Below are 25929 nucleotides of genomic sequence, written 5' to 3'. Positions count from 1 at the left end.
CGGCAGTGAGTACCGCGGTCCGGCGTAGACCTCTCACGAGCCGGCACCTACCTTCGGGCGAGCAGCGGGACGGGCCTGGCAGTCCGCGCCGACGATCGGAGCCATGGTGCACGTGTACGCCTGGGACTCGTCGGAGACGCACCAGATGATCTCCTGGTCGTAGCTGCCGCTGACCGGGTTGTACATCGTTGCTTGCATGTCGGGTTCACCACAGAACGAATTGGAACAGCTCGGTGCACCGCAGCAGTCGTAGTAGGCGATGAGGTACGTCTTGCCGTCGGCGGGGTTGGTACAGCAGCCGACCCAGAATTCGGCTCCGGGCTTGGATCCTGGTGCACAGGTGGTCAAGCCACCGCCTTCACATGCGGCACAGGACGTTCCGTCCATGCTGCACCACCGCCAGTAGTCGCACTCGGCGGGATTGCTGCCGTCGTACTCCGGAACCTGCGGCTCGGGTGCCGAAGCTGCCGGTGTTTCCTGCGCGTAGGCGCGGGACACGGGTAGCGCGCTGACGACGGCCACTCCCGAGGCACCCAGCGTCCACCTGCCGATCTTCGAGATCATGGATCGACGCGAAACACGTTCGGACAGTTTACGTCCTGACCTGCTCGCGAAGCTGCCTCCGCGTCCTGCCATCCATTCGGCCTGCTCGGCCACGGTGTTCTCGTCGACCGGATACCGCTGCTCGCTACTACCCGACTCCGAGTGGTGGGGATGTTCGTGATTGTCCATGTGCGCTCCGATGTGTGAAGGGATCCGAGTGGGACTAGGCTGCGCCTGCGTGATTCCGGGCGGCCTGGGTGTGCAAGTGCTGCAGCGACGGTGTGCCGGATTCGAGTGCGTTGAGCAAACTTTCGACCTGAGCCATGTGGTTGCAGAGGCCCTTCGCCTTGATCTTGCCGTGTTCGTCGAGAATGACGCCGAACGGAGTGGTACCGATCTGGTACGCGATTCCCACGTCGCGGCCGTCGACGTAGCTCAGCTCCGATCCCAGGCCTGCGCCGGCGAGGAACTCCGCATGCTCGGCCGGAGTGCCGTCGGAGATCATGACGATGTCGAGGTCGGATTCGCCCTTGGCCATCGACTTCATCCCCGGCAAAAGGGATTTGCACGTCGAGCAGCCCGGAGCGGTGAAGAGAAGCAACTGTGGGCGCTCGCGATGTCCGCCGACGCTGACCGTGCGTCCGACGTGGTCGGTCAGACCGTGGAAGCTCGGTCCTGCTTGTTCGATCTTCGGGCCGGTATCCATCATCCGCGCACCGAGTGGTCCCAAACGCACTTGCACTCGGCCGATTTCGCGGGCCAAGCCGAGAATCATGAGCAACAGCCCTGCTACGGCCACGGTGAGGACGAGAACCATGGTCACGAGAAATACAGTCATCGACGTGCCTTTCGGAATGAGAGAGATCAGTAGCGGCTGACGGACGAGATTGCGCGGAGCTCGATTGCCGCGTTGGTGAGGTAGTCGTCGATCGGGCGGCGGCCGAAGGACATGACCGAGCGCGCGTAGACCCCGACGCACACGAGTGCGACGACGAACAGACCGACTCCCGTTCCGGTGAGGCGGTCGAACACACCGATGTCAGGAGTCAGAATCACTGCCGCCGCGAGGATCGCGAACGACGCTGCGCGAGCGGAGTGCCACCATCCGATGTGGGCGATCTCCTCACCCCCAGCCGAGAACGCGAAGCATCCGCAATCGAGATCACGGCGTCCACGCAGCAGGTTGATCGTCAGTCCGGCGAAGAAGGCGACGAACATCGCCGACGCGACCGCGCCGGTCACCACCGGAGCGATGCCGAGAATCAAGCCGGCCCCGAGCACGATCTCCAGCCAGGGAAGCACTCGACCGACAACGACGGCCAGTTGATCGGGCAGCAGTCGATACCCACGAACAGCACGGATCATCCGCTGGCTGTCCGTGACCTTCGGTATGCCTGCCACCAACAGAACTGCGCCGACAACGCACGATAGGGCTGCCCAGAGCATCGCCAACTCCTCACCTCGCTCGCCTCACACCGCCCGTCGCTCGGTCGGTTGACACGAATCATGCGAGGTCGATGCGTCGGAGGCGCTTCTCCCGAGTTACATGCGCGACGACGCCAAGTGGCGGTCCAATCGCCCGATCGACGCTGGTCAGAGAGTTCTCACACGCAGTGCTATGGCGTGGATCACTGTTCGCCTGACGTCCGGTTCGATTTTGGGTCGCCGATTCTCACTTGAAGTTCCAACCGTTGAAATCGTTGAAACATGGAAGAAACCACCGCGTCGTACCTTGTGCTTCTCGACCGGCTTCATTCCCACTCAGGACGATATGAACACCAGTGCACTGCGTGCCGCCCTCGAACAGGCCGCTCTGACCGAGCGGCCTCTCAATCCTGTGTACTCCCCGTTGAGCGCGCTCGGGCGTAAGCAGCTGACTCCGTTCGACCTGCTCGGTCAATCGATGTCGACGATGGCACCTGCGACGTGCATGGTGTTCATCGCTCTGTGGATGTCCACGTTCACCGTCGGCGGCGCCGGGCTCGTTGCCATCGTCGGTGCCACGTTCGTCATGACCCTCGTCGCCTTCTGCATACGTCAGTTCACGCGCAGGCTCGCGGCATCGGGCTCGCTCTACAGCTTCGTCGCCCACGGTCTCGGGAAACGCGCCACCTTGACCGCTGCCGCCGTGTTGCTCGTCGGCTATGTGGGCGTATCGATTTCGGTGCTCTCGAATGCAGGCGCAAACCTCGTCAAGGTGGCCGATGTATCGGGGCTGCATCTCGGTACCGGGTCTGTGACGATCGCCAGTGTCCTTGTCGCAGTTGTCGTCGTGTCCATCGCGATCAGGGGCGTGCGCTTCGCGAGCCGGACCATTCTCGTCATCGAGATCTGCACCCTCGTCCTCATCACGACGCTGCTGATGCGCGCGCCGGTCGAGTTGGACATGGCGAACACCTCCACGAATGCACCGATCGGATTCGTTCTCTTCCTTGCGATGCAGACCGTACTCAGCCTGGCAGGCTTCGAGAGCGCCGCGTTCTTCGGACCTGAGGCACGTACGCCGCTGCGCTCGGTGACCAGGACGCTACTGGTGTCTCCGCTTCTGGTCGGAGCGCTGTACGTGTTCGCCGGATGGGCCGGAATGACCGGGCACGCCGGCACACTCCTCAACGCCTACTTCGGCGGCGTCGATTCGGGAGCAAGCCTTCTTCTCGTGATGGCGGTGAACATCGGCGTGTGCTCGTCCTGGATCGCCTCCACGCTGGGCTTCGCGCAGGCCGGTTCGCGGTTGTTGTTCTCGATGAGCATCGAGAAGATCGTCCCGAGCTTTCTCGATCGTGTGCATCCTCGGTTCCGGACACCCTGGGCCGCAGTCACGCTCTTCGTCGGTGTGTCGTTGTTCGGTTCGTTGTGGCACAACCCCGACCACGCGCCGGACAACTACGACGTCGTCATCGAGATAGCGCTCGTGCTCGGTTACACGATGGTGTCGATCGCCGCGTTGCGATTCCTCGGTCGAATATCCGAGCACACCCTATGGACGCGGATGTGCGGATTGTGCGCCGCTGCAGCCGGATCCGGACTGTTGGTGTTCGCCGTGGTCGACACGGCCAGATCGGGAGCCTGGGCGTACATCGCGTGGTTCGTGGCGCTCGGGGCGTCGGGCACGATCTGGCATTTGTTCCTGCGGTGGTTCAGACCTGAGAGCATCGACGCTATCGGGGTGTTCGACAGCGTCGAGACAGCCGATCTGTTACCGGGATCTGCCGAACTGGAGATGAGCGCAGCAGGCAAACCTGTGCTGGCTCCTCCTCGACACGGGAGATAGCCGTGGTGACCGAACGACACGATGCGCGCGGGGGTGGATCGGGAACAGGGTTCGGGGGGCAACAACCAAAAGCTGTACAGAAGGCTCTTGCCATGCTGGAAGCGGTGGCATATCTGGGCGCTGGCGCAACCGCGAAACAGATTGCAGCGCATACACACGTACCACCGGCTACCGCCTACCGCATGTTGAACTACTTGGTAGCCGACGGCTTCCTGGTGCGAGTGCCGGACCTGTCGGGTTTCGCGTTGGGACGACGTACTTCCGAACTAGCCTATGCAGCAACGGGATCAGAACCGGTCCGCACTGTCGCGGATATTCTCGGTGACATGCGCGAGCAGACGCGGCATGGCCTCTACGTCGCCACGATCCGAGGAGGCGCAGTGCGCATGGTCGACGTGGATCCCGACCACGAGGTTGTCTCCGCACCCACGATCATGCGAAATCCGCATGCGCACGCGGTGGGGAAGCTCATGCTCGCGTTCGCACCGCGGGCCGTCGACAACCTGGAACTGCGGGCGGTCACCGCGCACACCCTCGTCGACGAGCCGTCCCTCCACCGCGATCTGGCCCACATCCTCGCCACGGGACTGTCGTTCGAGAACGAGGAATCACGAATCGGCCGAGCCGCTCTCGCGGTACCGGTACGAACGCGCGGTTCCGATGTCGTCGGCGCTCTGTGTCTGCAAGGGATCGCGGGCAGAGTCACGCCTACCAATTCCGAATTGGTCGAGTTCCTCGTACAGGGGTCCAAGGATTTGGACGGACTGATCTGATCCTGTGCATCACGCCACCGACATGCGAGAATTGTCCGGTCCTGAGCGCGCGAGCTCGATGCCCACTCCAAGAACGGACCCGATGACCACCCTCCATCATGCCCCGCTCTCGCGAGTCGACCCCGGCACCCTGTACCGCATCATGGCGCTTCGGGTTGCGGTGTTCGTGCACGAGCAGAAGATCGTCGACGAGGCCGAACTCGATGGCGCGGACCTACTTCCGACAACTGAGCTGTTCTGGATCCAGGACGAGGACGGCGAGGTGTCGGCCACGCTCCGTGTCCTCGTCGAGGACACGGTCCACATCGGCCGCGTCGCGACCGCGGTCGAGGGTCGTGGACGCGGCTACGCCGGAGAACTCGTCGAGGCGGCACTGAAGGCATACCCCGGGGTGGTCGAAATCTCGGCGCAAGCGCACCTCGAAAAGTGGTACGGACGCTTCGGATTCACTCGGGTAGGAGAGCAATACCTGGAAGCGGGAATCCCGCACGTGAAGATGTCCACCCATCCCAGTTGAGTCACGGCCGACTTCTCGGGTGCGAGGCAGCGACGATGGATCCCCCGAGTACCAGTGCATTACCGACCAGAATGCCCGTCACTCCGAACGGCCCGGCGATGGCACCGACCGTCAGCGGGATGAGAATCTGGGCCGATCTGTTGGCCGACATCCGCAATCCCAACGCCTCCCCCTGCGTGGATTTCGGCACGATCGACACCACCCACGACATGGTCAGTGGCTGCGGAATACCCAACGCGATGCCGAGTGCAATCATGACTCCGATAGCTCCGACAGCCTGCACGAACGGCAGCACTGCGAGAGCGATCGCGCCCGCCGCCAGCGAAACGTTGAGCAGCACAGTACGCCCGAACTTCTCGTCGAGTCTGCCGAGCCCCACTCGGCTGACCACCGACACCCCGGCACGCAACGCCAGCAGCCACCCCACCGTCGTCACCGATACCCCACGCTCGACGGCCCACGCCGGTACGAAGGCATAGAGCAGATCGACCGTCACCAGCACCGCGCCGCTGACCGTCAACGACTGCCACATGCCCGGCAGCTTCAGCAATTTCAGCCCCGACGCTTCGCCCTCGACAGGTCTCTGCGCGCGAATATGGTTGCGGCCGAGCATCAAGAACAGTGCGGTGGGGAGCGCCACCGCGGTGAACGCACCGGCAGTGAGGATGCCTGCCGTCGTGTTCGGACTCTCGACGCTCGCACCGCCGAATCTCGACGCGACGGCCGTCACCGCGAGCGGCCCCACCAACTGCCCCATCGACGCGGCGGCAGTCAGTGCGCCGAAGGCACTTTCGTTCTTGCCGTCTACGTGGACGTGTGCGACGAACGCCTGCTGCCCGATCATGATCAGAAGATTGCCCAGACCGAACGCAGCCGTACACGCGAGCAACGCCCACATTGCCGAAAACGCAACGAGTACACCGGTTGCGATCGAGCACAGAACGATTCCCGATACGATCACCACCGGACCGCCGAACCTGTCTGCGATGCGCCCGATCGGCAGAGCCGCCAATACCGCGGGCGCAGCGAACAGTGCCGCGATCACCGCAAGCGTTCGAGTGTCGGCACCCTCGGCGATAGCCCGATAACCGATCATCAACCGCACCCCGACCCACCCGGCCTGCGCAGTCGTCGCCTGAACAGTCAGAGCAATGGAATCACGAGAAGCCATCAGCGCAAAGGAATTTCGTCGGTTCCTCCGACCAACCTCGATACGTCGTTGATGTCGTCGCGCACCGCCCCGTACCGATCGGGATCGAGGTGGAAGATTGCCAACTGCAGTGCGTACGCAATGGCGATGGGAATGATGAGAGTGTTGTACTCGGAATCGTTTCCGCGTTGCGCGACAAGGAGATGCGTCGGAGCGGGCCTGAAGTGATATCCCGGCGCATCGCTGATCAGAATCGACGTGCCGCCGCGTCGTTCCGCTTCACGGACCAACGCGGGCAGCTGAGACGGTGCCTCGCGCAGTGCGAACGCAATAAGGATGGAGTCCTCGGTGAAGCTGACGAACCGCTCGGCGAGGTCCTTTCCCCCGAGGCCGAGCTCGACGACGACGAGCCCGAGTCTGCGAAGACGGCGGGCCAGCATATCCAGGGCCGGTCGTTCGTCGGCCTTGGAGAACAGGTAGACCACCCGCGACCGATGAATGGAGGTCGCCACGTCCACCAGCTGCTCTTGCGGAATGAAGCTCGACAACCGCTCCAGTGCACGCGCCTCGTCGCGCGCGAAGACAGCCAGTTCGTGACCGGTATCGCTGCGCATCAGAGCCGACGCGGTCACGGGTTCGGGGTTGTCGCGTTCGAGATCTGCGCGCAAGTCCGGGAATCCGCTGTACCCGAGCTTCTGCGCCAACCGCACGACGGTCGACTCATGAGTTTGTGCGCGGGCCGCAACTGGAGCCGCGCGCAAACTCGACGGCTCGGGCTCGCCGAGAAGCACCGCAATGACCCGCTTTTCGGACGCGCTCAACGACTTTCCGCTGCTCGCCACCACTGTTCGGAAGCTCATACCCTCCACTTTCCACTGTGTCTGTTGACACACTCAACCACAATCCTGTAAACCTGTGCAAGATTGCAAGTGATCCACAGCACAGCAATCCGGCCGACCCTCTCAGGCCGCATCCGAACATATGTCAGAAAGGCGGCAGGCCGTGAAGGTACTGCTCGGCACACAACACACGATCGAATGGATCGTGCTCGGCGCGACCCTCGTCGTCGGCCTGGCGACGGTCACCATGGCAACCGGGTACGGCGTCACGGCCGACCCTGGCGTTGGGGCGGGTTTCCTGCCTCTGGTGGGTGGACTCGGCATGATCCTCGGCGGTGCGATGTGGGCAATTCAGCTCGTCCGAGCACCGCGGACGAGCGCGCCCGAACCGGATCCCGAACTCGAGCCCGCTACCTCCGCGGCCGTCGCGTTCCTCTCCAGTGACAACGAGGAAGACGCCGACGAGGCCGAACTGCCCGATCGCGCCGGTTGGATCAGAATCGGAGTGGTCGTTGCCGCGATCGCCGGAGCCGCACTGGTGCTCCCCACACTCGGCTACACGCTGTCCATGGCGCTGATGCTCGCCGTCGTGTTGACGTTCGTCGGCAAGCGCACCCCGGTGGTCGCCGTCGGCGTCGCAGTGGCCACCACCTTGGCCACCCGGCTGGTGTTCGACGTCTGGCTCGGCACCGCCCTGCCGGCGTCCTCCATTCCGTTCCTCGCTGATTGGGGGTTGTGAGTCATGGGACTTCCCGATCTGATGGCAGGCTTCGTCAACGTCCTGACTCCGACGCATCTGCTGTTCGCACTCCTCGGCTGCGTGCTCGGGATGCTCGTCGGTGTTCTCCCCGGGTTCGGTCCCGCCGCCGCGGTATCACTGCTGATCCCGATCACCTTCGGACTCGACGCCACCACAGCACTGATCATGCTCGCCGCCATCCTGTACGGCGCTGCGTTCGGCGGCACCGTCACCGCTGTACTGCTGCGCATTCCGGGTGAGGCGTCGTCCATCGCCACCACGCTCGACGGCTACGAGATGGCCAAGAGTGGACGCGGCGGACCCGCTCTCGTCGTCGCCGCACTCGCGTCGTTCGTCGGCGGACTGGTCGGCGTCATCGGATTCGTGGTCGTCGCTCCGTTCAGCCGACTCGCACTCGAATTCGGTGCTCCCGAACTGTTTCTCGTCGCACTGCTCGGCATGGCACTGATCACCAGCTTCTCGGGCAACAACCCCGCGAAGGCACTGATCAGCGTCGGTCTCGGCCTGGCGATCGCGTCGGTGGGCATCGATTCCGGCCAAGGCGTCCAGCGATTCACGTTCGGCATGCCGGAACTGTTCGACGGCGTCGCACTCGTGGCCGTCGTGATGGGCTGCTTCGGCCTCACCGAAATCCTCATCCAGGCCCGCTCGGCGGGAGGTGCCGGCCGACGACCACTCGCCGTCGGCAAGCTGCTGCCCACCAAGACCGACATCACCAGGTCTGCAGGCCCGACGATGCGCGGATCGGTCATCGGCTTCTTCATGGGCCTGCTCCCCGGATCTCCTGGTGCCGCAACCTCATTGGCGTCCTACGCGATGGAAAAGAAGCTCACCAAGCGTCCCGGGCAATTCGGCAAGGGTGCCGTCGAGGGTGTCGCCGGACCGGAATCGGCCAACAACGCGCTCGCGCTGTCGTCGATGATTCCGCTGTTCACCCTCGGTATCCCTACCTCCGCCACCGTCGCCATCATGGCCAGCGCCTTCACCATCAACGGTCTGATCCCCGGCCCACTGTTGTTCCGCGACAACCCCGAGGTCGCCTGGACCATCATCGCGAGCTTCCTCGTCGGCAACATCATCCTGCTGATTCTCAACGTGCCACTGGTTCGCCTGTGGATTGCTGTACTGAAGATCCCGTTCCACTACCTGATGGCGATGATCCTGGCCTTCATGTTCCTGGGCGTCTACAGCATCAACGGCAGCGTCTTCGACATCTTCATCATGCTCGGCGCAGGCATCATCGGATACCTGTTCCACCTCACCAAGATTCCGCTCACCCCTCTCGTCCTCGCGCTGATCCTCGGACCACTGCTGGAAGAGAACTTTCAACGCTCGCTGTCACTGTCCCGCGGTGATTACGGAGTCTTCGTCGAAGGCCCCATCAACAAGGTTCTCCTGCTCGTCTTCATCGCAGCCGTTCTGTTCGGAATGCTGCGCCCCGTCCTGGCTCGCATCCTCTCCCGCCGCGCCACCGCGAACCACCCCATCAAGGAGCCCGTCTCATGAAAAAACTGCCCATCCTCGTCGCGGCCATCTCCACCGCCGCGCTGATTGCCGGATGCAGCGGGGGCACAACCGATTCGGGAGCACCGTTCCCACGCAACGGTGCCACTGTCGAATGGGTCGTCCCGTCCGCCGCAGGAGCAGGCAACGACATCCTGGCCCGCATCATGGCACCGGCCATGGAAGCCGAACTGGGAGTCCCGGTCAAAGTGGTCAACAAAGAAGGCGGCAGCCAGGTCGTCGGACTGAACTACCTGGCAAACGCCAAGCCGGACGGCGAGACCATCGGCTTCACCAACATCCCGTCGATCCTCGGGCGATACCTGGACCCGAGCAAGAAGGCCGGCTTCGATCGTGAAAGCTTCTCGCCCATCGGGTCGTTCGCGTCCAACGACATCGTGATCGGGGTCAACAAGTCCAGCCCGTACGCGAACATCGGCGAACTGTTCGATGCAGTGAAGGCCAACCCGGGCACCATCACGGTGGGCACCGATTCCCGTGCGGGCGACGACCACGTCAACCTGCGCACCCTCGAAGACACTCTGGGCCTGGACTTCAACATCGTTCACTACAACAGCGGTGCAGACAAGATCTCGGCACTGGTCTCCGGCGAAACAGACTTCGCCCTCGGTGGAGTGTCCAGCTTCTACGGCCAGTTCGCGTCGGGTGAGGTGAGCATCCTCTCGGTACTCACCGAGGAGCGAAACAAGCTCATCCCCGACGTACCGACGCTTGCGAGCGAAGGATTCGACGCCCCGTTCATGACCAACAACTTCGCCATCAGTGCCCCCGCAGGCACCCCGGACGCGACGATGACCACGCTGCAGAACGCCCTCGAGACCGCGCTGGCCGACCCGACCGTGGCCGAGAAGCTGACCGGCGCAGCGACACAACCCGATTGGGTCTCCGGCGCCGACGTCGAAACCCTGTGGGAACAGCGCGAAACCGAGATCGAGCCGATCATCGCCGAACTGCTCGCCGACCAGCAATAAGACACCCGAAAGGCATTGATCTCATGAGTACCGAAACCTATTCCGCCACTGCCGTATCCGACGACATGATCGAACGCTTCTCTCGAGTGCCCACGGCCAACGTAGGCGATGCCCAGGAACGTTTCGGCATCATCGCCGGCCTCCGTCCGATTTGGGCCGGAGCAGCAGTCACCGGCCGGGCCTACACCGTGTGGACCCGATCAGGCGACAACCTCTACATCCACAAGGCTCTCGACGACGCCCGCCCCGGTGACGTCATCGTCGTCAACGGCTCGGGCGACGACACCCGCGCCCTCATCGGCGATCTCATCGGGATCCGCGCCAAATCACTGGGCATTGCGGGCTTCGTCATCGACGGTGCCGTACGCGACGCCGACGCATTGGCCGAGTTGGGTCTGCCCGTGTTCGCCCGCAGTGTCACCCCGGCAGGACCGTACAAGAACGGACCGGGACGGCTCAACGAGCCGGTGGCGCTCGGAGGCGTCGTCGTATCTCCCGGCGATGTCATCGTCGCCGACGCCGACGGCGTGGTCGTCGTGAAGAGCTCCGATGTGGACGTCGTCATCGTCGCTGCCGAGGAAGTGGTAGCGCGTGAGGCGTCGAAACGAGAGAGCTTCTCGGCCCGCAGCCACTGAACACCGACTCACACAAGCTGATCCAACGCTGCAGGGCGGCCGATTCGGTAGCCCTGCAGCAAATCGGCCCCGATTCCGGTGGCCGCCTCGAGATCCTCGTCGGTCTCGACGCCCTCGAACACGCACCTCGCGTCGGTCTTTCGCGCGAACTCGAGTACCAGTTCGGCCAAGGCCGACTTCGCTCGGTTGTCCCGCATGCCGTGGACGACAAACGCGTCGAGTTTGATGATCTGCGGCTCGAGCACGACGAGATGCCGCATACCTGCATAACCGGACCCCACATCGTCGACCGCTACGGTTACACCGCCGCGCCGTAGTTCCGCCAGCACAGCCACCACCGCGGCCTCGTCGTCGATGGCGGCATGCTCGGTGATCTCGACAACCAACGGCCGATGTCTACGGTGATCGAGCAGCACGTCCACCAGAGCAGAATCCACCAGTAACGTTGCCGCACAGAGGTTGACCGCAACGAAGCACCCACCCGGCAGACGGGCCGATTCTGCCAGGGCCTTCACAGCTGCCGACCTGTCCAGAGCAGGCCCTAAACCGCACTGCGCTGCATCGGCGAACCACTCTTCGGTGTCACCGCCGCCGGCCGGAAAGCGCGACAGGGCCTCGTATCCCTCGATCGCACCATCGCGTGCACGGACGATCGGCTGAAACACGATGTCCGGACCACCGCTGGCGACGACAGCCTCCACTCGCCGCCTCGACCGCAGCAGCGTCGAGCGCAGCGGAGTCGAGGCGGCCCTAGTAGACGGCACGGTTCCACACCCGAACCACCGGGTGAAGCCGAATCGGAGCAACAACGCGCTGCATCGAGGCGACGACTGCATCAGGATCCGGATCGTCGAAACTACTGAGCAGAGCACGATTTCGCTGATCGTCGCCGGACCAGAAGACCCCGAACGCGTCGGCTATCGCGACGTAGTCTGCGGCGCGTTGCGGGGCGCTCATTGCTGCCGGGCAGCGACTTCGGAGTACGAATCTCCGTACCATCCGCCAGCGCCTGCGGTCACTCAGTCGACGGAGCATGGTGCCATCGGAGCGTCTGCGAACCGGTCCATCAGAAACGACGCAGCTTCGCCGCCGTACCCGTCGATCAGCTGCGGCCCGAAATGGTTGGGCAACACCGCACCCTGCAGGATCGGCGGCAACGGATTCGTCCTGAACTCGACCGAGGCACCTCGCCCACACCAATCCTGGGCCAACTGCCGGGCCTGACCGTACGGAACCGTATCGTCGTTGAGTCCGCTGGTGATCATCACCGGTGCGTTCGGAGTACTGCGACCGATCCGTTGAGCGTCGAGGACGGACCCCGCTTGCGGAATGGTGCGCAGATTCTCGAGCATCGACTTACCGTCCACGGTCAGCGAATCGGTGCGTAGGAACGGGTATTTCAGGATGGTGTCGCCGATGCACTGCGTCGACAGATCGGTCAGTACCGCCTTGCCGTGATCGGTGAGTCGTTCTTCGACAAGCGGCAGCAGGCTCGGATCTCGCTCGACGAAACCGTTGAGTGCGTAGCCGATCACACCTCCGATGAGCGTCCCGTCGACCGTCTTCAACACTTCGAGCAGGTCCGCGGTGGGCGCTCCGGCCCAGGTGCCCTTCAGATTCAGCTCCGGCGCGTAGTCCGAGGCGAGTTCGGCCGCCGCGGCCGCCGCTCCACCGCCCTGGGAATAGCCCCAGATGCCGATCGGTGCATTCGCGTCACCGGTGAGCTCGTTCGCTGCGCGAGCACCGTCGAGTACCGCATGAGCCTGCTCGACTCTATTGACGTAGGTATGCACACCAGGAGTTCCCAAACCGATGTAGTCGGTGACGAAGACGTTGGCACCCATCGAACCCCACAGCGTGGACGACAACAATTCCTGGTTGAACGAGATCGACAGTGGTTGCGTCGCAGCGTTGATCGACGTCGGGAATGCGCGTGAGGGCGCGCACTGATCGGCCTGCCCCACCGTGCCCGGTGCGACAACGACGGTCGGCCGAGGGCCGGCTCCACGCCAGGGCACCTCGGTCTCGATGAACGTGCCCGACACGCTCACCGGCGTATCGTCCTGCGTCCGTGACGTGTACAGCACCCGCTGCGCCTGGACGGGGTAGCCCCCGTCCGCGCCGGGTAGCGCAGCGAACAGCGACATCGGCTGCGTTCGCAACACGGCACCTGGGTCGTCGACGACCTGGGCCGGAGGGACGTAGAAGTCGTCCACGGGATCGGCGCGGGCTGCCGTGGCTCCGAGCACGGTGGCCGAGGACGCGAGCACGGCGGTGACGGCGACGCCGATCATGGTGCGGTACAGATGCATCGGTCTCTTTCTGCGGAGGGGGTCATATATAGGAGCCGACATCGTCGGCAACGATGTTGTCCATCGCACGTTCTGCCAGTGCCGCGATGGTCATGGATGGATTGCACGCTGCTGTGGTGCCGGGCATGAGTGCGCCGTCGAGGACGTACAGACCCCGCTGGCCGTGGACGCGTCCGTCGAGGTCACACACCGAGCCCATGTTCGCCCCACCCAACGCATGCCACGTGGACGGGAACAAGGCATTGGTGTCGGTCAGAAAACTGCCCGAGCCGGCGATGCGACGTACCGTCGGATCGATGGAGCCGTCCTGAATGACGCTGTCGCCATTGGCCGGCCAGTGCAACCGCGCCTGGTCCGACGCGGAGTCGTAGCCGAAGTGGCCGCGTCCACGGCTCACTCCGTACCCCACCAGCATGGTGCTGTGCGCGTCGAACGACAATGGTGGTATCGACGCCTGGATGACGGTGTGCGCGGTGTTCGGGTCGTCCCAATTGAGGCTGCCGAACACCACCGGGCCCCCTTGCGGTGCGCCGAATTGCTGCTCGATGCTCGACCATACGTAGATGCGATCGGCATTGGTACCCCAGCCCTGCCCGAGCTCGTCCGGCAGATCGGGAACGGCTCCGGTGGCTCCGGCGCGGACGAGCAGCTTGGTGGTGTTGAGGCTTCCGGCGGCCATGATCAGTGCCCCGGTGGTGAGGATCTTGTTCTCCAGAACCGTTCCGTCGGAGTCGATTCGGTCTACGTGGACAACCCAGCGACCGTCTGCGGCACGTTCGATGTGGGTGACGTCGTGTTGAGTTGCCACGGTGGCCAGACCCGTCGCCTCGGCGGCTGCGATGTAGGTGACGTCGACAGAATGCTTGCCGCCGTTGTTGACTCCGAATGCACCGGAGCCGTCGGTGTACGACGGCTTCATCACCCCGCGCGTCTCGTCGAGTGCGAAGTTCCAGTCGATCGGCATCGGGATCTTCGATACCGGCAGGCCCGCTCGCCGCGCATTGGCCGCGAACACTCGGGCTGCTTGGTAATTGGGCGTATCGATCAACTCGTCGGGAGCCTGTTCGAGCTGCAACATCCGCGCCACGCGTGGGTAGTGCACTCTGTTCAACGTCGTCCAGTCGAGGCCGACCGGAAAATGCTCCTCGAACACCGACTGCGACGGCTGCAGCGTCATCCCCTGATAGATGAGGGATCCGCCGCCGACTCCGGCTGCACACAGCGCGGTCATGTTGTCCCCGGAAACAGCCTCGAGCAGGCCGACATACGGATCGAACGGAACCGGAGTGCCGAACAGGTTGGGACTCGAGCCGTGCCAGAGCATGCGCTTGTCCGGCGACGTGGCGTTGGGGAACGTATCAGCATTCGGCCCTGTGTCCCAACGTCTTCCGCGCTCGAGTACCAGTACCGGCACCCCGGCTTCGGCCAGGCGCAATGCGCTGACGCCGCCGCCGAACCCCGATCCGATGATCACGACGCGATGGTCCTCGCGCGTCAGCGGGATCTGGGAGCGTCGCCCCTCTGCCGCGTGCGCCACCCTTGTGCCCGACAGTGCGGCCAAGCCTGCAACAGCGCTTGCCCCGAGAAACGATCGGCGATTCAAGTTCGACACGTACCCCCCATAGGTGCTGCAGCGCCCGCGAGACCTGTGTCACGTGTACGCGCGTTGCAAAACTAGACAGAAGGGGATAGAAGTGTCAAGTTTTACCGGGTCAGTCCAGAGCCAGCAGCGGCACCAACCACCGTCGGAGGTACGCCCGTAGACCGTCGTCGTCGTGAACAGTCGGGTCATCGAACAGAATGACCGACAGTGCGTTCCGCGCGAACATGGCCTCGACCCCGTCGAACTTCGTCGAATCGAAATCGGGATTGCGTTCGATGTAGCCGTCGAGGAACTGACGCACCACCGGTGCTGCTCGATCCATCATGTCCGGATCGAACAAGGGATTCGCATTGCCCGAACGCAGCAAAGAGTTCAGCACGGGTTCTCGACGAATGAGATCGCGTGCAGCCACAACGGTCTCGACGACGAACTCGGTCGGAGTTTCGGCTTGATCGGCCTTCTCCCGGATAGCACCCAACACATCGACGACCAGACCCACCATCGCCTCGGAGATCATGTCCTCACGGGTGGTGAAAATCGAATACACCGTCTGCCTCGTCACGCCTGCAGCCCGTGCCACCGCCGCGATGGTGACGTCCTCGAAGCCGGACTCGGCGATCAGCCCGAGCGTCGCGTCCAGGATCTTGCGTTTCGACCGCATGGTCCGATTATGACTCTCGCGGGGACGTCAGGCCCGCCGGTGCCGTGATGGTGCATGCACCGGCACCTTCGCAGGCGATGCCTTCACCTTGGCCTCGGCGTGCCGATCCCCGCCACCGGTATCGACGTCGAGAAACTTCTGCAGTGCGTCGTGGATAGGTGTGTCGGTCATGAGACTCGACCTTCTCGACCTCGAGTACTGCAGGTCGGTTCGGCTTCGCTGAACCATGGTTTGCGCCGAGTCGACGGCGCAGACCCAACCCTACGGCCTTCCCTCCCCTCGTCGCACGTTCACCCAGTGCGACCGGGGCGGTCATCCGATGATGGGCCGTCGATTCTTCGTCAGATCGTCGAGCTCGGCTTGCATCGCCGAATGAACCCGCCCCGCGAACTGCTCTGCCGTCTCGTCGGCATCGGGCCGCATGGGAGCGAGCACCGACGTCTGGAGCTTGGTGGGCAGCGGCAGGTACGGAAGCAGGCCGACCATACCGAGATTGACGCCCCAGGGAATGGACACGGACAGCGGCAGTGTCTTGAGCCTCAGTGCCTTGTCCAACCTCAGTGCCTTCGCAAATCGCTTGCCGCTCCCGAGTACGAGCAGCGACTCTCCGGCACCGGCCGTGACCACGGGGACGATCGGCACCTCCGCCTCCATCGCCAACCGGGCGTACCCGGTGCGCCCGTCGAAGAGGATCTCGTTGCGGTGCTTCCAGGCCTTGAGCGCATCGATATCGCCACCCGGAAACACCAGGACGTTGTTCCCCTCCTCGAACGCATCGAGCGCCGTCTGTTTGGATGCGGGCCGGGCACCGAACGGCTCGATCAATTTCTCGGCGTGCAGCGTCCAGGCGATCTGGTGCGTCAGCGTGATCAGTTCACGGTCGACACCCAGTTCGTCGTACGCGGCCGCGAATGCGAACACGTTGAGATCGATGACTCCACCGAACCCATGGTTGGCAACGAACAACACGGGAGTATCCGGAACCGGCTGCGCCACCGTCACTTCCAGTCTATTGTAGAAGCGCACGGCATCGATGCTCGCGGCTCGCAAGATACGCGCGATGTTGTCCATCGTCGACTACCCGTCCAGCTGCAGATCTGCGAGCGCGCCGGCGATCACGAAGCCTCCTGCGATTGCGCATCCGGCTGTTCTCGTACGTTGTGGCAGGTGAGCGGTGAGCGCGAACGCCGCGGTATCCCAGACGTCGACAGCCACGCCCGCGCGCAGCAGTGTCCGCACTGCCTTCGGGGCAAACCGAGTTGCGGCGAAGAGTCCGCCGCCGATGTAGATCTCGCGAATTCCGAAGGTACGGGCCGCAGCTCGTGTGGTCGCCACCGCCGCGTCGGGTCCGGCGAGGAGTTCGTTGGCGCGGGTGGGCGCAACCATGTGGGCGATGCCGATCGCCGCGCGGGCGAGTCCGACCGCCTCGGGGAGACGTCGAACCAGACCGGAAGATGCACCGAATGCCATGAGTGAATTCCTTACGTAGTGGGGACAGCGGAGTCGCGGGCAAGCCGCCGGAGCAGCCCGACCGCCTTCTTGATGCCATAGGCGACGATGGTTGTGCGGCCGTCCTCGTGATTCCACTGCAACAGGGCCGATCCGTCGTCGACCGAACCTTCGAGGACGGTTGGTTCTCCCTGCAGTGGGAGTGGACCGACGACTTTGATGGACAGTCCCAGAATCTCGGACCAGAAGTAGTCGTCGGTGGGGGCGCACGTGGGTTCGAGACCGAGTGCGGAGGCCGCGGCAACTTTGCCCTGCGCGACGGCATTGGACCAGAACGGGGCTCGACCAGAGCCGCTGCCTGAGTAGGCGACGTCGCCTGCAGCGAACACGTCGGGAAGTGCTGTGGCGCAGCGCTCGTCGATGGCGACCCCGCGAGTATCCGCGACGCCGGTGCCGTCCAGCCATTCCGTCTCGGGCACATCGCCGGCACAGGTGACCACCAGATCGGCATCGAGGGTGCGATCTGCAACATCGATTCCGGTGACGGGGTTGCCCGCCAACAGAACCGGACTCTCCGCTCGAAGAAACTCGACCGACGCGGCCTCGGCACGGGCGGCGATCGCACCGGACAGGTAGGTACCCAGCAGCCGCTTCAACGGTGGATCGACATCGACGACGGTGACGGCGATGCCGCGAGCAACGCAGGCGCTGGCGACCTCCATTCCGAGGAAGCCGGCACCGACGACGATGGCTGTATGCGCCGCGTCCAGCTTCGGGCGTAGGGCACGCACGTCGTCGAATGTCCGCAACACCGTCTCGCCCGCCTGATCCGGGGCGGCGATGCGACGTGCGGCCGCTCCGGTGGCCGCGATCAACGAGTCGTAGGGGACGTCGATACCGGCAGCGATGGCGACGGTGCGCGCCTCGGTATCCACCGACACCGCACGATCGGCGATCGTGGTGATGTCGAGATCCGACAGGTCCCACGTTTCCGCCTCGGCTGCTTCGCCTTTGAGCACGTGCTTGGACAACGGCGGCCGAGCGTAGCAACCGTCCGCGTCAGCACCGATCATGGTGAGCGGGCCGTCGTGACCGCGGGCGCGTAGTTCACGGGCGGCAGTGCACCCGGCTATCGAGTCTCCGACGATGACGATCCTTCGGCCCGAGGAGCTCACGCCTGTTCTCGCAGTGCCGCGACCGGACACACACCGATCGCAGACCGCGCCGAGGCCGCCAGGTCGTCGGGAATGTCGTTGTCGTCGAACGCATGATGCAGTTCGCCCTCGTCATCGAGGCTGAACACCCTGGGTGCCTGCTCGGCACAGATGCCATGGCCCTCGCACCGATCCCAGTCGACGTCGACTCTCATTGCCGTGTCCCTTCTGCCGCCACCAATTCCAGTGGCAACTGTTCGTATCGATGAATGACGTTGTTGACGGCCCGTTTCGGGGCTCCGGTAGCGACGATTCGGTCGACTCTCCGCGCGAGTACTCGCAACATGGTCTGCGTTTCCAGGCGCGCGAGACCCTGCCCGGCACATCCGTGTACGCCGGAACCGAAGCCGAGTTGGCGTGCAGCGTCGCGGGTGATGTCGAAATCGTCGGGACGATCCCATTCGCGCTCATCGCGGTTCGCCGATGCGTAGACCACCAACACTCGGGCGCCCTTCGGCACGCGCGATCCGTCGAGCTCGACGTCACGCACGGCTCGACGCGAGAACGCCCTGATCGGCGACTCGTATCGAACGACCTCGTTGACGGCATTGGGGATCAGGTCCGGGTCCTGCCGAATCGCCTGCCACTGATCGGGATGTCGCGCAAACAGTTCCAGGGCACCGGAGATCACTCCGATGGTGGTGTCGAGAGAGGGCCCGAGGTAGTCGATCATCAGCGCAGGGCACGCGGACTTCGCGATCTTGTTCTCGTCGGCGGCTCTGAGGACGTCGTCGCCCATGCTCCCCGGAACGACCGAACGTTCGCGTACCACCCGCCGGGAGAAGGCCAGCATCTCCGCGGCCCCCTTCGTGGCCGTGATCGAGTGCCTATTGATGGGACCGAGAGAATCGAATGTCGCTCCCGCCCAACGAAGCAGATCCTCGCGGCCCTCCTCCGGCCACCCGACCAGATCCGGGACGATCGACATCGGTAGCGCCGTCGCAAGATCGTCGACACCGTCGACCGACTGTTTGCGCAGAGCCGCGTCGACGATGCTCTCCGCCTTCGCCTCCACTGCGGCCTTCATCTTTCGCACGGCCTTCGGAGTGAGCCGATGCGCCAGCACCGAGCGCTTGGTTGCATGCTCGTCGCCGTCGCTGTTGAGCGTCGTCCCGCGACCCAACCGATTGGCGACGGGATTGAGCGCCACACCGTCGCCCGAGATGAAGGTTTCGTCGTCGAGCAGTACTGCCTTGCACTCCGCGTAGCGCGAGATGGCGAACACCTGCTGCCGTGGTAGCCACACCACCGGGCCGAGCGCGCGCAGCCTCGCGTAGTGCGGATACGGATCGAGGATCGCATCGGTGGAGTAGATGTCGGTGCGGTACTGCGGGATGGTCGCGCTCGTTGTCATGAGGTCCTTCGGTGCCGCTGTGGAGGCGTACGGCGTTGCTCGCCCACTCGATTAATGACGATATCGTCACCCATGATGCGGTCGCCAGTCAAGCTTTTTGACGAATTCGTCATCATTGGTTCGCGATAGGCTGACCTCACGAACTCGTCGAGCAGGAGCAGACCGTGGCCGAAGGCAACCGTGTGGAGCGCCGTAAGGCGCGCACCAGAGCCGCCCTTGTCAAGGCCGCGCAAGGTTTCCTGGCCAGCGGTAACACCAACGCACCAGTTCTGGAGATCACCCAAGCCGCCGACGTGAGCAACGGATCCTTCTACAACTACTTCGAGACCAAGGAAGAGTTGTGGCAGGCAGCCATCGACTCGGCCCTCGAATCCGCCGGAGACTACCTCGACTCGCTCACCCTCGGCCTGGACGACTCAGTCGAGAAATTCACCCAGTCGTTTCGATTGTCCGGACGTCTCTTCCGCCTCGAGCCGCAACTCAGTCGCGTCCTGCTGAACTCCGAGGCCGCAGCCTTCGCGGCAGCGGGGGGCCTGGCACCGCGATCACGCCGCGACATCGAGTCGGCGGCCGCCGAGGGACGATTCGATGTGGGCGATGCAGATGTTGCACTCGCAATCGTGGCCGGTTCTCTGCTGTCACTCGGACGCCTATTGCTCGCCCAACCCGAGCGGGACGAGGCGACCACCGTGGACGACACGACGCGACGGGTCCTCCGGGCACTCGGAATCTCCGCCGACGAAGCCGAAACACTCTGCAGCCGAGCACTTCCGACGTCCTACAGCGGTGGAGTACACGCAGCTATCGACCCCACGGCCCAGCCGCTCGACTAGTCGGTCGGAATCGGTCCGGCATCTTCCCTCGACGCTACCGGGGCTCGGGGTCTACTGTCGCTGATGACGGACAAGGTCGCTCACGATGCAGCGGCAGTAGACGGCTGGCCCTCCGGTCACACCGTGGGCAACCAGCGACTCGAACCTCGGCCGACCTTCGCGCCGAGGACACATGCTGCTCCGCCGGGCGACGCCCGACTGCGGCATTCGACGTACAGGATCGAGTCCGAGTGCTCACCTATAGCTTCAACCTCGAATACCGGGGCGTCTGCCCACTCTGCGATCGAATCACATTGGGCGAGAACGTCGTAGATTCACCGAACCGGGGACCCATCAGGAGCCGCATATACGCCTTCTGCGAAGCCTGCGGGTGGGAGGGGCCGGGTTGATCACTGACCGGTGACATCCAAGGCAGCGCCGACGATCGAATCGGTATCGATCCGATGGTGCTTGTACACCTCGTCCAGAGAACCCACCTGACCGAAATTGCTGACGCCCAACGACGTCGACGCCACGCGGTTCACATTGGCCAGGAACGCCAGGGTGTGCGGATGGCCGTCGAGCACCGTCACCATCGGCGTCGCCCGATCGGCCGGCAGGAGCTGATCGAGGATCCACGATTCGGCGTCGCCATGCCCCTGCCGCGCTTGGACGGCACGATAGAGCTGGCCGGGGCTCGTGATGCACAATACGTCCGCCAGAATTCCTATCTGCTCCAAACGTGCTGCGGCATTCAGGGCTTCGGGCATGAGAGCACCCATCGCCGCGATCGTGACGGAGGCACCGTCGCGTCGAACGAGGGGGTAGCCACCGGCCACCACCTGCTTGCGCCTGCGTTCGCGGGCCGCCGGATCGCTGGGCACGTCGGCCAACGTCTGATCGACCGGCCGGGTCGACAGGCGCAGGTACGCCGACGTGCCGTCGGGGCGGCCCAGCTTGGCGATACTGGCGAGCAATGTCCACTCCACGTCGATAGCGAAGGCGGGTTCGTAGGAGATGCACCCCGGCTGCTCCAGACCGATCGACGGAGTCTTGATCGATTGATGCGCACCACCTTCCGCGGCCAGGGTCACCCCGGACGGTGTGCCGACGAGGATGGATTGGCCGCCGGCGTAGATGCCGTACGACCACGGTTCGAGGGCACGTTCGACGAACGGGTCGTACATCACCCCGATCGGGAACAACGGCTCACCCCACCGGCTCCACGTCGCGCCCAGTTCGCCCATCAGACCGACCAAATTGGTCTCTGCGATACCGAGTTCCATGTGTTGACCGGTGGGTCCCTCGCGCCAATGCATGATCGTCTCGGCGTCGTCACCGAACCAATCGTGGCGTTCGGCCGAAGACCAGACACCGACCTTGTTGACCCAGCCACCGAGGTTGGTGGTCGAACTGACATCGGGGCTGACCGTGACGACGCGTCGAGCCGCATCGGGTGCCTCACGCGTGAGGTCGATCAGGGTGCGGCCGAGCGCGGCCTGCGTCGTTGCCGTGCCCTTGGGAGTACGGCCGATGTCGGTGGGAACTGCGGGCGGCCGGCTGATGGAGACCGGCTCGCGGCGCAGACGTTCCGCGACCTCGGTGCACAAACGCCCGGCGGCACCGGCGTCGTCGAAGCGGCCCCAGGGCGAACCGGCATCCGTGCCGAGAGTCTCCGCGAGTGAAGCATATTCATCGATCGTCAACAGAGAGGAATGGTTCTGGGGATGCCCCTGAGTGGGAAGCCCGAAGCCTTTGACGGTGTAGGCGATGATGACCGTGGGACGGGTGTCGTCGATCTGCGCGTAGGCCTCGCGCAGCGCGTCTAGATCGTGGCCACCGAGATTGCGAATCGACTCGGTGAGCATCACGTCGTCGAGGTCGCCGATGAGATCGGTGATCGCCGCGGCATCGGACCCGTTGCCGGGCAGCCGATCTCGCAACTCGGACGCCGAGCAACGCAACAACCGCTGGTACTCGGGATTGGGCATGTCGAGGATGCGTCGACGCAGAGCGTCCCCGCCGGTGCGGGCGAAGAGATTCTCGAGCAACCGCCCGAACCTGACGGTGATGACCTGCCATCCTGCGGCGTCGAACATCTTCTCGAGGCGACGCGCGGCAATGTTCGGCACCACTCGGTCGAGCGACTGACGATTGAGGTCGACGATCCAGACGATCTCGCCCAGCTCACCGATGCCGGGGTCGATGACGGCCTCCCAGACGGCCCCCTCGTCGAGCTCGGCATCTCCGACGAGGGAGTACTGCCGTCCTTGGAACGGACGCGTCGCGCTGGACGCTTCGCCGAAGGCCGAGTCGACGAAACGACGCGACATCGCACCCCAAATAGGTGCCGTCGCACCGATACCCACCGACCCGGTCGAGTAGTCGACGGTATCGGGATCCTTGGCGCGCGAGGGGTAGGACTGCAGACCGCCGTACGAACGCAGCGTGGTCAGGTATTTCTCGTCGAGCTCACCGAGAAGGTAGTTGATGGCGTGCAGCACCGGCGAGGCGTGCGGCTTGACCGACACCCGATCGCCTGCGCGGAGCTGCTCGAACCACAGCGAGGTCATGATGGTGACCAGCGACGCGCACGAAGCCTGGTGACCGCCCACCTTGAGCCCCGTCGGATTGGGCCGGATTCGGTTGGCGTGGTGAATCATCGATGTCGACAGCCACAGCACCCGCTCGGAAACGTCGTGCAGCGTCTCGCGCCCACCGCCGGCCGAATCCCCGTCGGTCGAATTGCCGGTGGTCGGACTGAGACTGGTCATGGCGGACACTCCTGAAATAGGCGACGAAAGATTGCATCGAATGAGAGAGACGGGACCGGATGGGGTCCCGCCCTTCCCTGAGGCAAGCGTTCGGATTACGAAGCGCCGAATCAGTCGCGTCGGTGATGCAACCGGCGTCAGTCGACCAGAGCCTGACCGGCTGCGCAATAGAAGTCGATCAGTTTGAGCATTCTGCGCAGTTTCGCAGGTAAGCGGCCACGGTTTCTGGTCGCCCTGATCACCGAGGTGGTTTGCTTCGTCGAGTCGCAGAATTGGTGACCACCTCGAACGCGTCGACGATCAACGCAACCAATTCGTCCAGGTCGACGTCCGGGTTGTCGAAGAAAGCGTCAGCTGTTCGGTCGAGAAATCCGGTCCACCCGGAAATCGCAGCACCGACCAGCGGCGGCAACGGATCCTGGAGCTCGGCCAGGGCTGCAACCTGCCGCTCTCCCTCGGCGCGAGCCTGTCGGAGTGCGCTCTCGACACCGGCCTGGCCGAATTCCTCCTCGCGCACCACCCGCACATAGAGCGCACGGTGATCCCGCAAGAATTCGATGTGTCGTCGGACGAAACCCTCGAGCCGCGTCCGGACGGTCTGCTCCTCGGGCTGCGGGTCCTGCGCATCGGACAACTTGCCGAGGACGTCGGCCAGAGCGGCCTCCACCAGACCCTGCTTGTCGGTGAAGTAGTAGAAGAGCAACCCGTGTGCCACACCGGCTCTGCGCGAGATCGCCGCCGCGCTGATGTCTGCACTGGCACCTTCGGCGATCAACTCGATCGCGGCGTCGATCAACGCCTGACGCCGGTCGCGACGCGGGCGAGCGCGGCGTGACTGCTCTGCATCGTCGACGTCATTCGAAGGCACCGTTCGAGAGTAATGCAGATCGAGTCCCGCCTTTCTTCCACCCCTTGCGTTATGTGCAGTTGATATGCAATATTCGCAAACGAGCCGGTGTCAGCCGTGCTCACTCGCCAAGGAGGTCCGATGATCACTGTCACCAGCGCTGCGGGCGGAGTCGGACGACTGCTCGTGCGACAACTGGCCACCCAGAACGTGCCCGTTCGCGCGGTCGTGAAGAACGAGAGCCAGGCCACGACCACTCGCCGGGACGGAGCAACCGAGGTCGTGGTGGGCGATCTACGTTCGCCCACAACGCTCGATACCGCCCTGGCCGGGGCCGACGTGCTCTATCACGCGGCACCGACCCAGGTCATAGACGAAAGACCGATCATCGAACATCTGATCGCATCCGGACCGGCAAAGGGACTGCAGCACATCGTGTTTCACTCCGTCATCCATCCGAGCCTGCATCAGCTGACGCACCATCGTCAGAAAGACATCGCCGAGGGGCTGTTGCGTGACAGCGGAATCCCCACCACAGTGCTCAGGCCGTCGCACTACATGCAGAACTACCTCGAAGTGTGGGAATTTCTGCAGGCCGGAGTCATGCCGTACCCGGTCTCGCCGGACAGCGTCATGGGCGTCGTCGATCTTGCCGACGTCGCCGAGGCCGCGGCGAACGTGCTGATCGACCCGTCACCGCACACCGGTCGCACCTACGACCTGTCGGCGGTCGAACTCACCCGTCACCAGATGGCACAGATCTGGTCACGCGTGTTGGGCCATCCTGTGACCGCCATTCGGATCTCACCGTCGTCCCTGACGAACTCACTGCACGTGCTCCCTTCGCTCGCCTCGGTCGTCGGACATGCAGTGCGATCGACGAAACTGAACTCGATCGGGCACCTCGTTCGCGGTGCACAGGCCGCGTCGAACCCTCGCGACATGAAGAACTGGCCGGACGACGCACGTGAGGCCTATCGCACGATGATGACCCACTACGACGGGCACGGCCTGCCGGCAGGAGACCTGACCACGCTGCCTGCTCTGCTCGGACACGCACCCACCCCGTACGAGGAGTTCGCCCGACGCTCCAGCGCGGAACTCGGACGCATACCTGCGGACTCCGAACGATGAGCCGCAGCGCTTCTCGCTATCGGCCGGGCCGCTCACTTGTGACAGGCGCGAGTTCCGGAATCGGTGCCGAGTTCGCACGAGCGCTGGCCGGCCGTGGGTCCGATCTGGTCCTCGTCGCACGACGAGAAGACCGACTGGCGGAACTGGCAGGCGAACTCGAATCGACCCACGGTGTGCGTTGCCGAACGGTGCCATGGGACCTGTCCGAGGTGGCGAGCGGCCGAAAGTTACGTGACATGGTCCCCGAGCGCATCGACCTCGTCGTCAACAACGCGGGATTTGCCGTCCAAGGACCGTTCGCCGACGGCGACGCCGACGACTTCGAGCGTCTCGTCGCCGTCGACATCAGAGCCGTGGTGGACATCTGCTCGGCATTCCTTCCCGACATGATCGCCCGCCGAGCCGGCACCATCGTCAATGTCGCCAGCACGACGGCGTTCCAACCTGTTCCGACTCTCGCGGTGTATGCGGCCGCCAAAGCGTTCGTACTGAGCTTCAGCCAGTCGCTGTGGTACGAATCAGCCAAACACGGAGTCAGGGTGTTCGCACTCAACCCCGGCCCCACCCACACCGAATTCTTCGACGTCATCGGCGACGCGGCCACAGCCGCGGGTACCTACCAGACACCCGCCGGCGTCGTCGTGACCGCCATGCACGCACTCGATGCCAAAAGATCTCGCCCACACGTGATTTCGGGACGCCGCAACACGGTCCAAGCAGCGGCGGCAGGTATCGTCCCCGCACAAGTCCTACTGCCGGTCCTCGCGCGAATGCTCCACTAGACTG

At 64.1% G+C, this 25929-nt stretch carries 28 protein-coding genes; 10 read left to right on the top strand and 18 right to left on the bottom strand.

The genetic code is table 11. The features are described from left to right. Positions 1–33: 33 nt before the first annotated feature. The 3 genes from ACQR3T_RS15865 to ACQR3T_RS15855 are packed head-to-tail and all read right to left on the bottom strand — an operon-like array spanning position 34 to position 1989. Complete coding sequence (locus ACQR3T_RS15865) at positions 34–732, bottom strand: methylamine dehydrogenase light chain (RefSeq protein WP_032377636.1); 699 nt, start codon at positions 730–732, stop codon at positions 34–36. A gap of 34 nt (positions 733–766) precedes the next feature. Next, positions 767–1381: a redoxin domain-containing protein gene (locus ACQR3T_RS15860; protein ID WP_032374910.1), complete on the bottom strand. Its 615-nt coding sequence runs from the start codon at positions 1379–1381 to the stop codon at positions 767–769. 26 nt (positions 1382–1407) lie between these two features. Beyond that, complete coding sequence (locus ACQR3T_RS15855; RefSeq protein ID WP_196249107.1) at positions 1408–1989, bottom strand: MauE/DoxX family redox-associated membrane protein; 582 nt, start codon at positions 1987–1989, stop codon at positions 1408–1410. Positions 1990–2314: 325 nt separating this feature from the next. Here ACQR3T_RS15855 and ACQR3T_RS15850 point away from each other — a divergent pair, with 325 nt between their 5' ends. The 3 genes from ACQR3T_RS15850 (at position 2315) to ACQR3T_RS15840 (ending at position 5104) form a co-directional block, all read left to right on the top strand. Next, positions 2315–3814, top strand: coding sequence for an APC family permease (locus tag ACQR3T_RS15850; protein ID WP_428694070.1), 1500 nt, complete (start codon positions 2315–2317; stop codon positions 3812–3814). Then, the gene (locus ACQR3T_RS15845; protein ID WP_428694401.1) at positions 3811–4587 is read left to right on the top strand and encodes an IclR family transcriptional regulator; all 777 of its coding nucleotides are present in this window, start codon (positions 3811–3813) and stop codon (positions 4585–4587) included. Before ACQR3T_RS15850 ends, ACQR3T_RS15845 begins: the two co-directional genes overlap by 4 nt. A gap of 82 nt (positions 4588–4669) precedes the next feature. Continuing rightward, positions 4670–5104, top strand: coding sequence for a GNAT family N-acetyltransferase (locus tag ACQR3T_RS15840; RefSeq protein WP_428694069.1), 435 nt, complete (start codon positions 4670–4672; stop codon positions 5102–5104). Between the two features lies 1 nt (position 5105). Here ACQR3T_RS15840 and ACQR3T_RS15835 read toward each other — a convergent pair whose 3' ends face one another. Beyond that, positions 5106–6275: an MFS transporter gene (locus tag ACQR3T_RS15835; protein ID WP_428694068.1), complete on the bottom strand. Its 1170-nt coding sequence runs from the start codon at positions 6273–6275 to the stop codon at positions 5106–5108. Beyond that, on the bottom strand, positions 6275–7114 hold the full coding sequence (locus ACQR3T_RS15830) for a MurR/RpiR family transcriptional regulator (protein WP_428694067.1): 840 nt from the start codon (positions 7112–7114) through the stop codon (positions 6275–6277). The genes ACQR3T_RS15835 and ACQR3T_RS15830 overlap by 1 nt, the downstream gene beginning before the upstream one ends. Positions 7115–7256: 142 nt before the next feature. On the opposite strand from ACQR3T_RS15830, the gene ACQR3T_RS15825 reads away from it, so the two are divergent. From ACQR3T_RS15825 to ACQR3T_RS15810, 4 genes are read left to right on the top strand one after another with little or no spacing between them, the layout of a single operon-like run. Beyond that, positions 7257–7832: a tripartite tricarboxylate transporter TctB family protein gene (locus tag ACQR3T_RS15825; RefSeq protein ID WP_032377631.1), complete on the top strand. Its 576-nt coding sequence runs from the start codon at positions 7257–7259 to the stop codon at positions 7830–7832. A gap of 3 nt (positions 7833–7835) precedes the next feature. Continuing rightward, positions 7836–9359, top strand: coding sequence for a tripartite tricarboxylate transporter permease (locus ACQR3T_RS15820; RefSeq protein WP_428694066.1), 1524 nt, complete (start codon positions 7836–7838; stop codon positions 9357–9359). Next, positions 9356–10348, top strand: coding sequence for a Bug family tripartite tricarboxylate transporter substrate binding protein (locus ACQR3T_RS15815; RefSeq protein ID WP_428694065.1), 993 nt, complete (start codon positions 9356–9358; stop codon positions 10346–10348). The genes ACQR3T_RS15820 and ACQR3T_RS15815 overlap by 4 nt, the downstream gene beginning before the upstream one ends. Positions 10349–10371: 23 nt before the next feature. Continuing rightward, the gene (locus tag ACQR3T_RS15810) at positions 10372–10983 is read left to right on the top strand and encodes a methyltransferase (protein WP_428694064.1); all 612 of its coding nucleotides are present in this window, start codon (positions 10372–10374) and stop codon (positions 10981–10983) included. 8 nt (positions 10984–10991) lie between these two features. Here the strand turns inward: ACQR3T_RS15810 and ACQR3T_RS15805 are convergent, their stop codons facing one another. From ACQR3T_RS15805 to ACQR3T_RS15755, 11 genes are all read right to left on the bottom strand, one after another. Continuing rightward, the gene (locus ACQR3T_RS15805) at positions 10992–11747 is read right to left on the bottom strand and encodes an EAL domain-containing protein (RefSeq protein WP_196249106.1); all 756 of its coding nucleotides are present in this window, start codon (positions 11745–11747) and stop codon (positions 10992–10994) included. Continuing rightward, on the bottom strand, positions 11734–11940 hold the full coding sequence (locus ACQR3T_RS15800) for a hypothetical protein (RefSeq protein ID WP_428694063.1): 207 nt from the start codon (positions 11938–11940) through the stop codon (positions 11734–11736). Before ACQR3T_RS15800 ends, ACQR3T_RS15805 begins: the two co-directional genes overlap by 14 nt. A gap of 62 nt (positions 11941–12002) precedes the next feature. Continuing rightward, a complete protein-coding gene (locus ACQR3T_RS15795) occupies positions 12003–13295 on the bottom strand; it encodes a lipase family protein (protein WP_428694062.1) in 1293 nt (430 codons plus the stop codon). Positions 13296–13317: 22 nt separating this feature from the next. After that, a complete protein-coding gene (locus tag ACQR3T_RS15790) occupies positions 13318–14907 on the bottom strand; it encodes a GMC oxidoreductase (protein WP_428694061.1) in 1590 nt (529 codons plus the stop codon). Between the two features lie 100 nt (positions 14908–15007). Further along, positions 15008–15559 carry a TetR/AcrR family transcriptional regulator gene (locus ACQR3T_RS15785; RefSeq protein ID WP_428694060.1) on the bottom strand — a complete coding sequence of 184 codons (552 nt, stop codon included), beginning with the start codon at positions 15557–15559 and terminating at the stop codon, positions 15008–15010. 27 nt (positions 15560–15586) lie between these two features. Further along, complete coding sequence (locus ACQR3T_RS15780) at positions 15587–15730, bottom strand: hypothetical protein (RefSeq protein ID WP_155293095.1); 144 nt, start codon at positions 15728–15730, stop codon at positions 15587–15589. Between the two features lie 141 nt (positions 15731–15871). Continuing rightward, the gene (locus tag ACQR3T_RS15775; protein WP_428694059.1) at positions 15872–16585 is read right to left on the bottom strand and encodes a 1-acyl-sn-glycerol-3-phosphate acyltransferase; all 714 of its coding nucleotides are present in this window, start codon (positions 16583–16585) and stop codon (positions 15872–15874) included. 51 nt (positions 16586–16636) lie between these two features. Next, complete coding sequence (locus tag ACQR3T_RS15770; RefSeq protein WP_428694058.1) at positions 16637–17029, bottom strand: hypothetical protein; 393 nt, start codon at positions 17027–17029, stop codon at positions 16637–16639. An 11-nt stretch (positions 17030–17040) separates the two neighbouring features. After that, the gene (locus ACQR3T_RS15765; RefSeq protein ID WP_428694057.1) at positions 17041–18183 is read right to left on the bottom strand and encodes an NAD(P)/FAD-dependent oxidoreductase; all 1143 of its coding nucleotides are present in this window, start codon (positions 18181–18183) and stop codon (positions 17041–17043) included. After that, a complete protein-coding gene (locus ACQR3T_RS15760; protein WP_428694056.1) occupies positions 18180–18377 on the bottom strand; it encodes a ferredoxin in 198 nt (65 codons plus the stop codon). Before ACQR3T_RS15760 ends, ACQR3T_RS15765 begins: the two co-directional genes overlap by 4 nt. Then, positions 18374–19576: a cytochrome P450 gene (locus ACQR3T_RS15755; RefSeq protein ID WP_428694055.1), complete on the bottom strand. Its 1203-nt coding sequence runs from the start codon at positions 19574–19576 to the stop codon at positions 18374–18376. The genes ACQR3T_RS15760 and ACQR3T_RS15755 overlap by 4 nt, the downstream gene beginning before the upstream one ends. Positions 19577–19740: 164 nt before the next feature. Here ACQR3T_RS15755 and ACQR3T_RS15750 point away from each other — a divergent pair, with 164 nt between their 5' ends. After that, positions 19741–20409 carry a TetR/AcrR family transcriptional regulator gene (locus tag ACQR3T_RS15750; RefSeq protein WP_032377619.1) on the top strand — a complete coding sequence of 223 codons (669 nt, stop codon included), beginning with the start codon at positions 19741–19743 and terminating at the stop codon, positions 20407–20409. A gap of 389 nt (positions 20410–20798) precedes the next feature. Here the strand turns inward: ACQR3T_RS15750 and ACQR3T_RS15745 are convergent, their stop codons facing one another. Together ACQR3T_RS15745 and ACQR3T_RS15740 are read right to left on the bottom strand one after the other, a co-directional pair. Beyond that, a complete protein-coding gene (locus ACQR3T_RS15745) occupies positions 20799–23162 on the bottom strand; it encodes a transketolase-like TK C-terminal-containing protein (protein ID WP_428694054.1) in 2364 nt (787 codons plus the stop codon). 238 nt (positions 23163–23400) lie between these two features. Next, positions 23401–24030 (bottom strand): TetR/AcrR family transcriptional regulator, encoded by a 630-nt coding sequence (locus tag ACQR3T_RS15740; protein ID WP_428694053.1) that lies wholly within the window; start codon positions 24028–24030, stop codon positions 23401–23403. Positions 24031–24150: 120 nt separating this feature from the next. On the opposite strand from ACQR3T_RS15740, the gene ACQR3T_RS15735 reads away from it, so the two are divergent. Continuing rightward, the gene (locus ACQR3T_RS15735) at positions 24151–25143 is read left to right on the top strand and encodes an SDR family oxidoreductase (RefSeq protein WP_428694052.1); all 993 of its coding nucleotides are present in this window, start codon (positions 24151–24153) and stop codon (positions 25141–25143) included. Beyond that, positions 25140–25925 carry an SDR family NAD(P)-dependent oxidoreductase gene (locus ACQR3T_RS15730; RefSeq protein WP_428694051.1) on the top strand — a complete coding sequence of 262 codons (786 nt, stop codon included), beginning with the start codon at positions 25140–25142 and terminating at the stop codon, positions 25923–25925. The genes ACQR3T_RS15735 and ACQR3T_RS15730 overlap by 4 nt, the downstream gene beginning before the upstream one ends. The last annotated feature ends 4 nt before the right edge of the window (positions 25926–25929 follow it).

The sequence above is a fragment of the Rhodococcus sp. IEGM1428 genome, from assembly GCF_050321865.1.
GTDB lineage: Bacteria > Actinomycetota > Actinomycetes > Mycobacteriales > Mycobacteriaceae > Rhodococcoides.
This window is presented reverse-complemented; position numbering and strand designations above follow the sequence as displayed.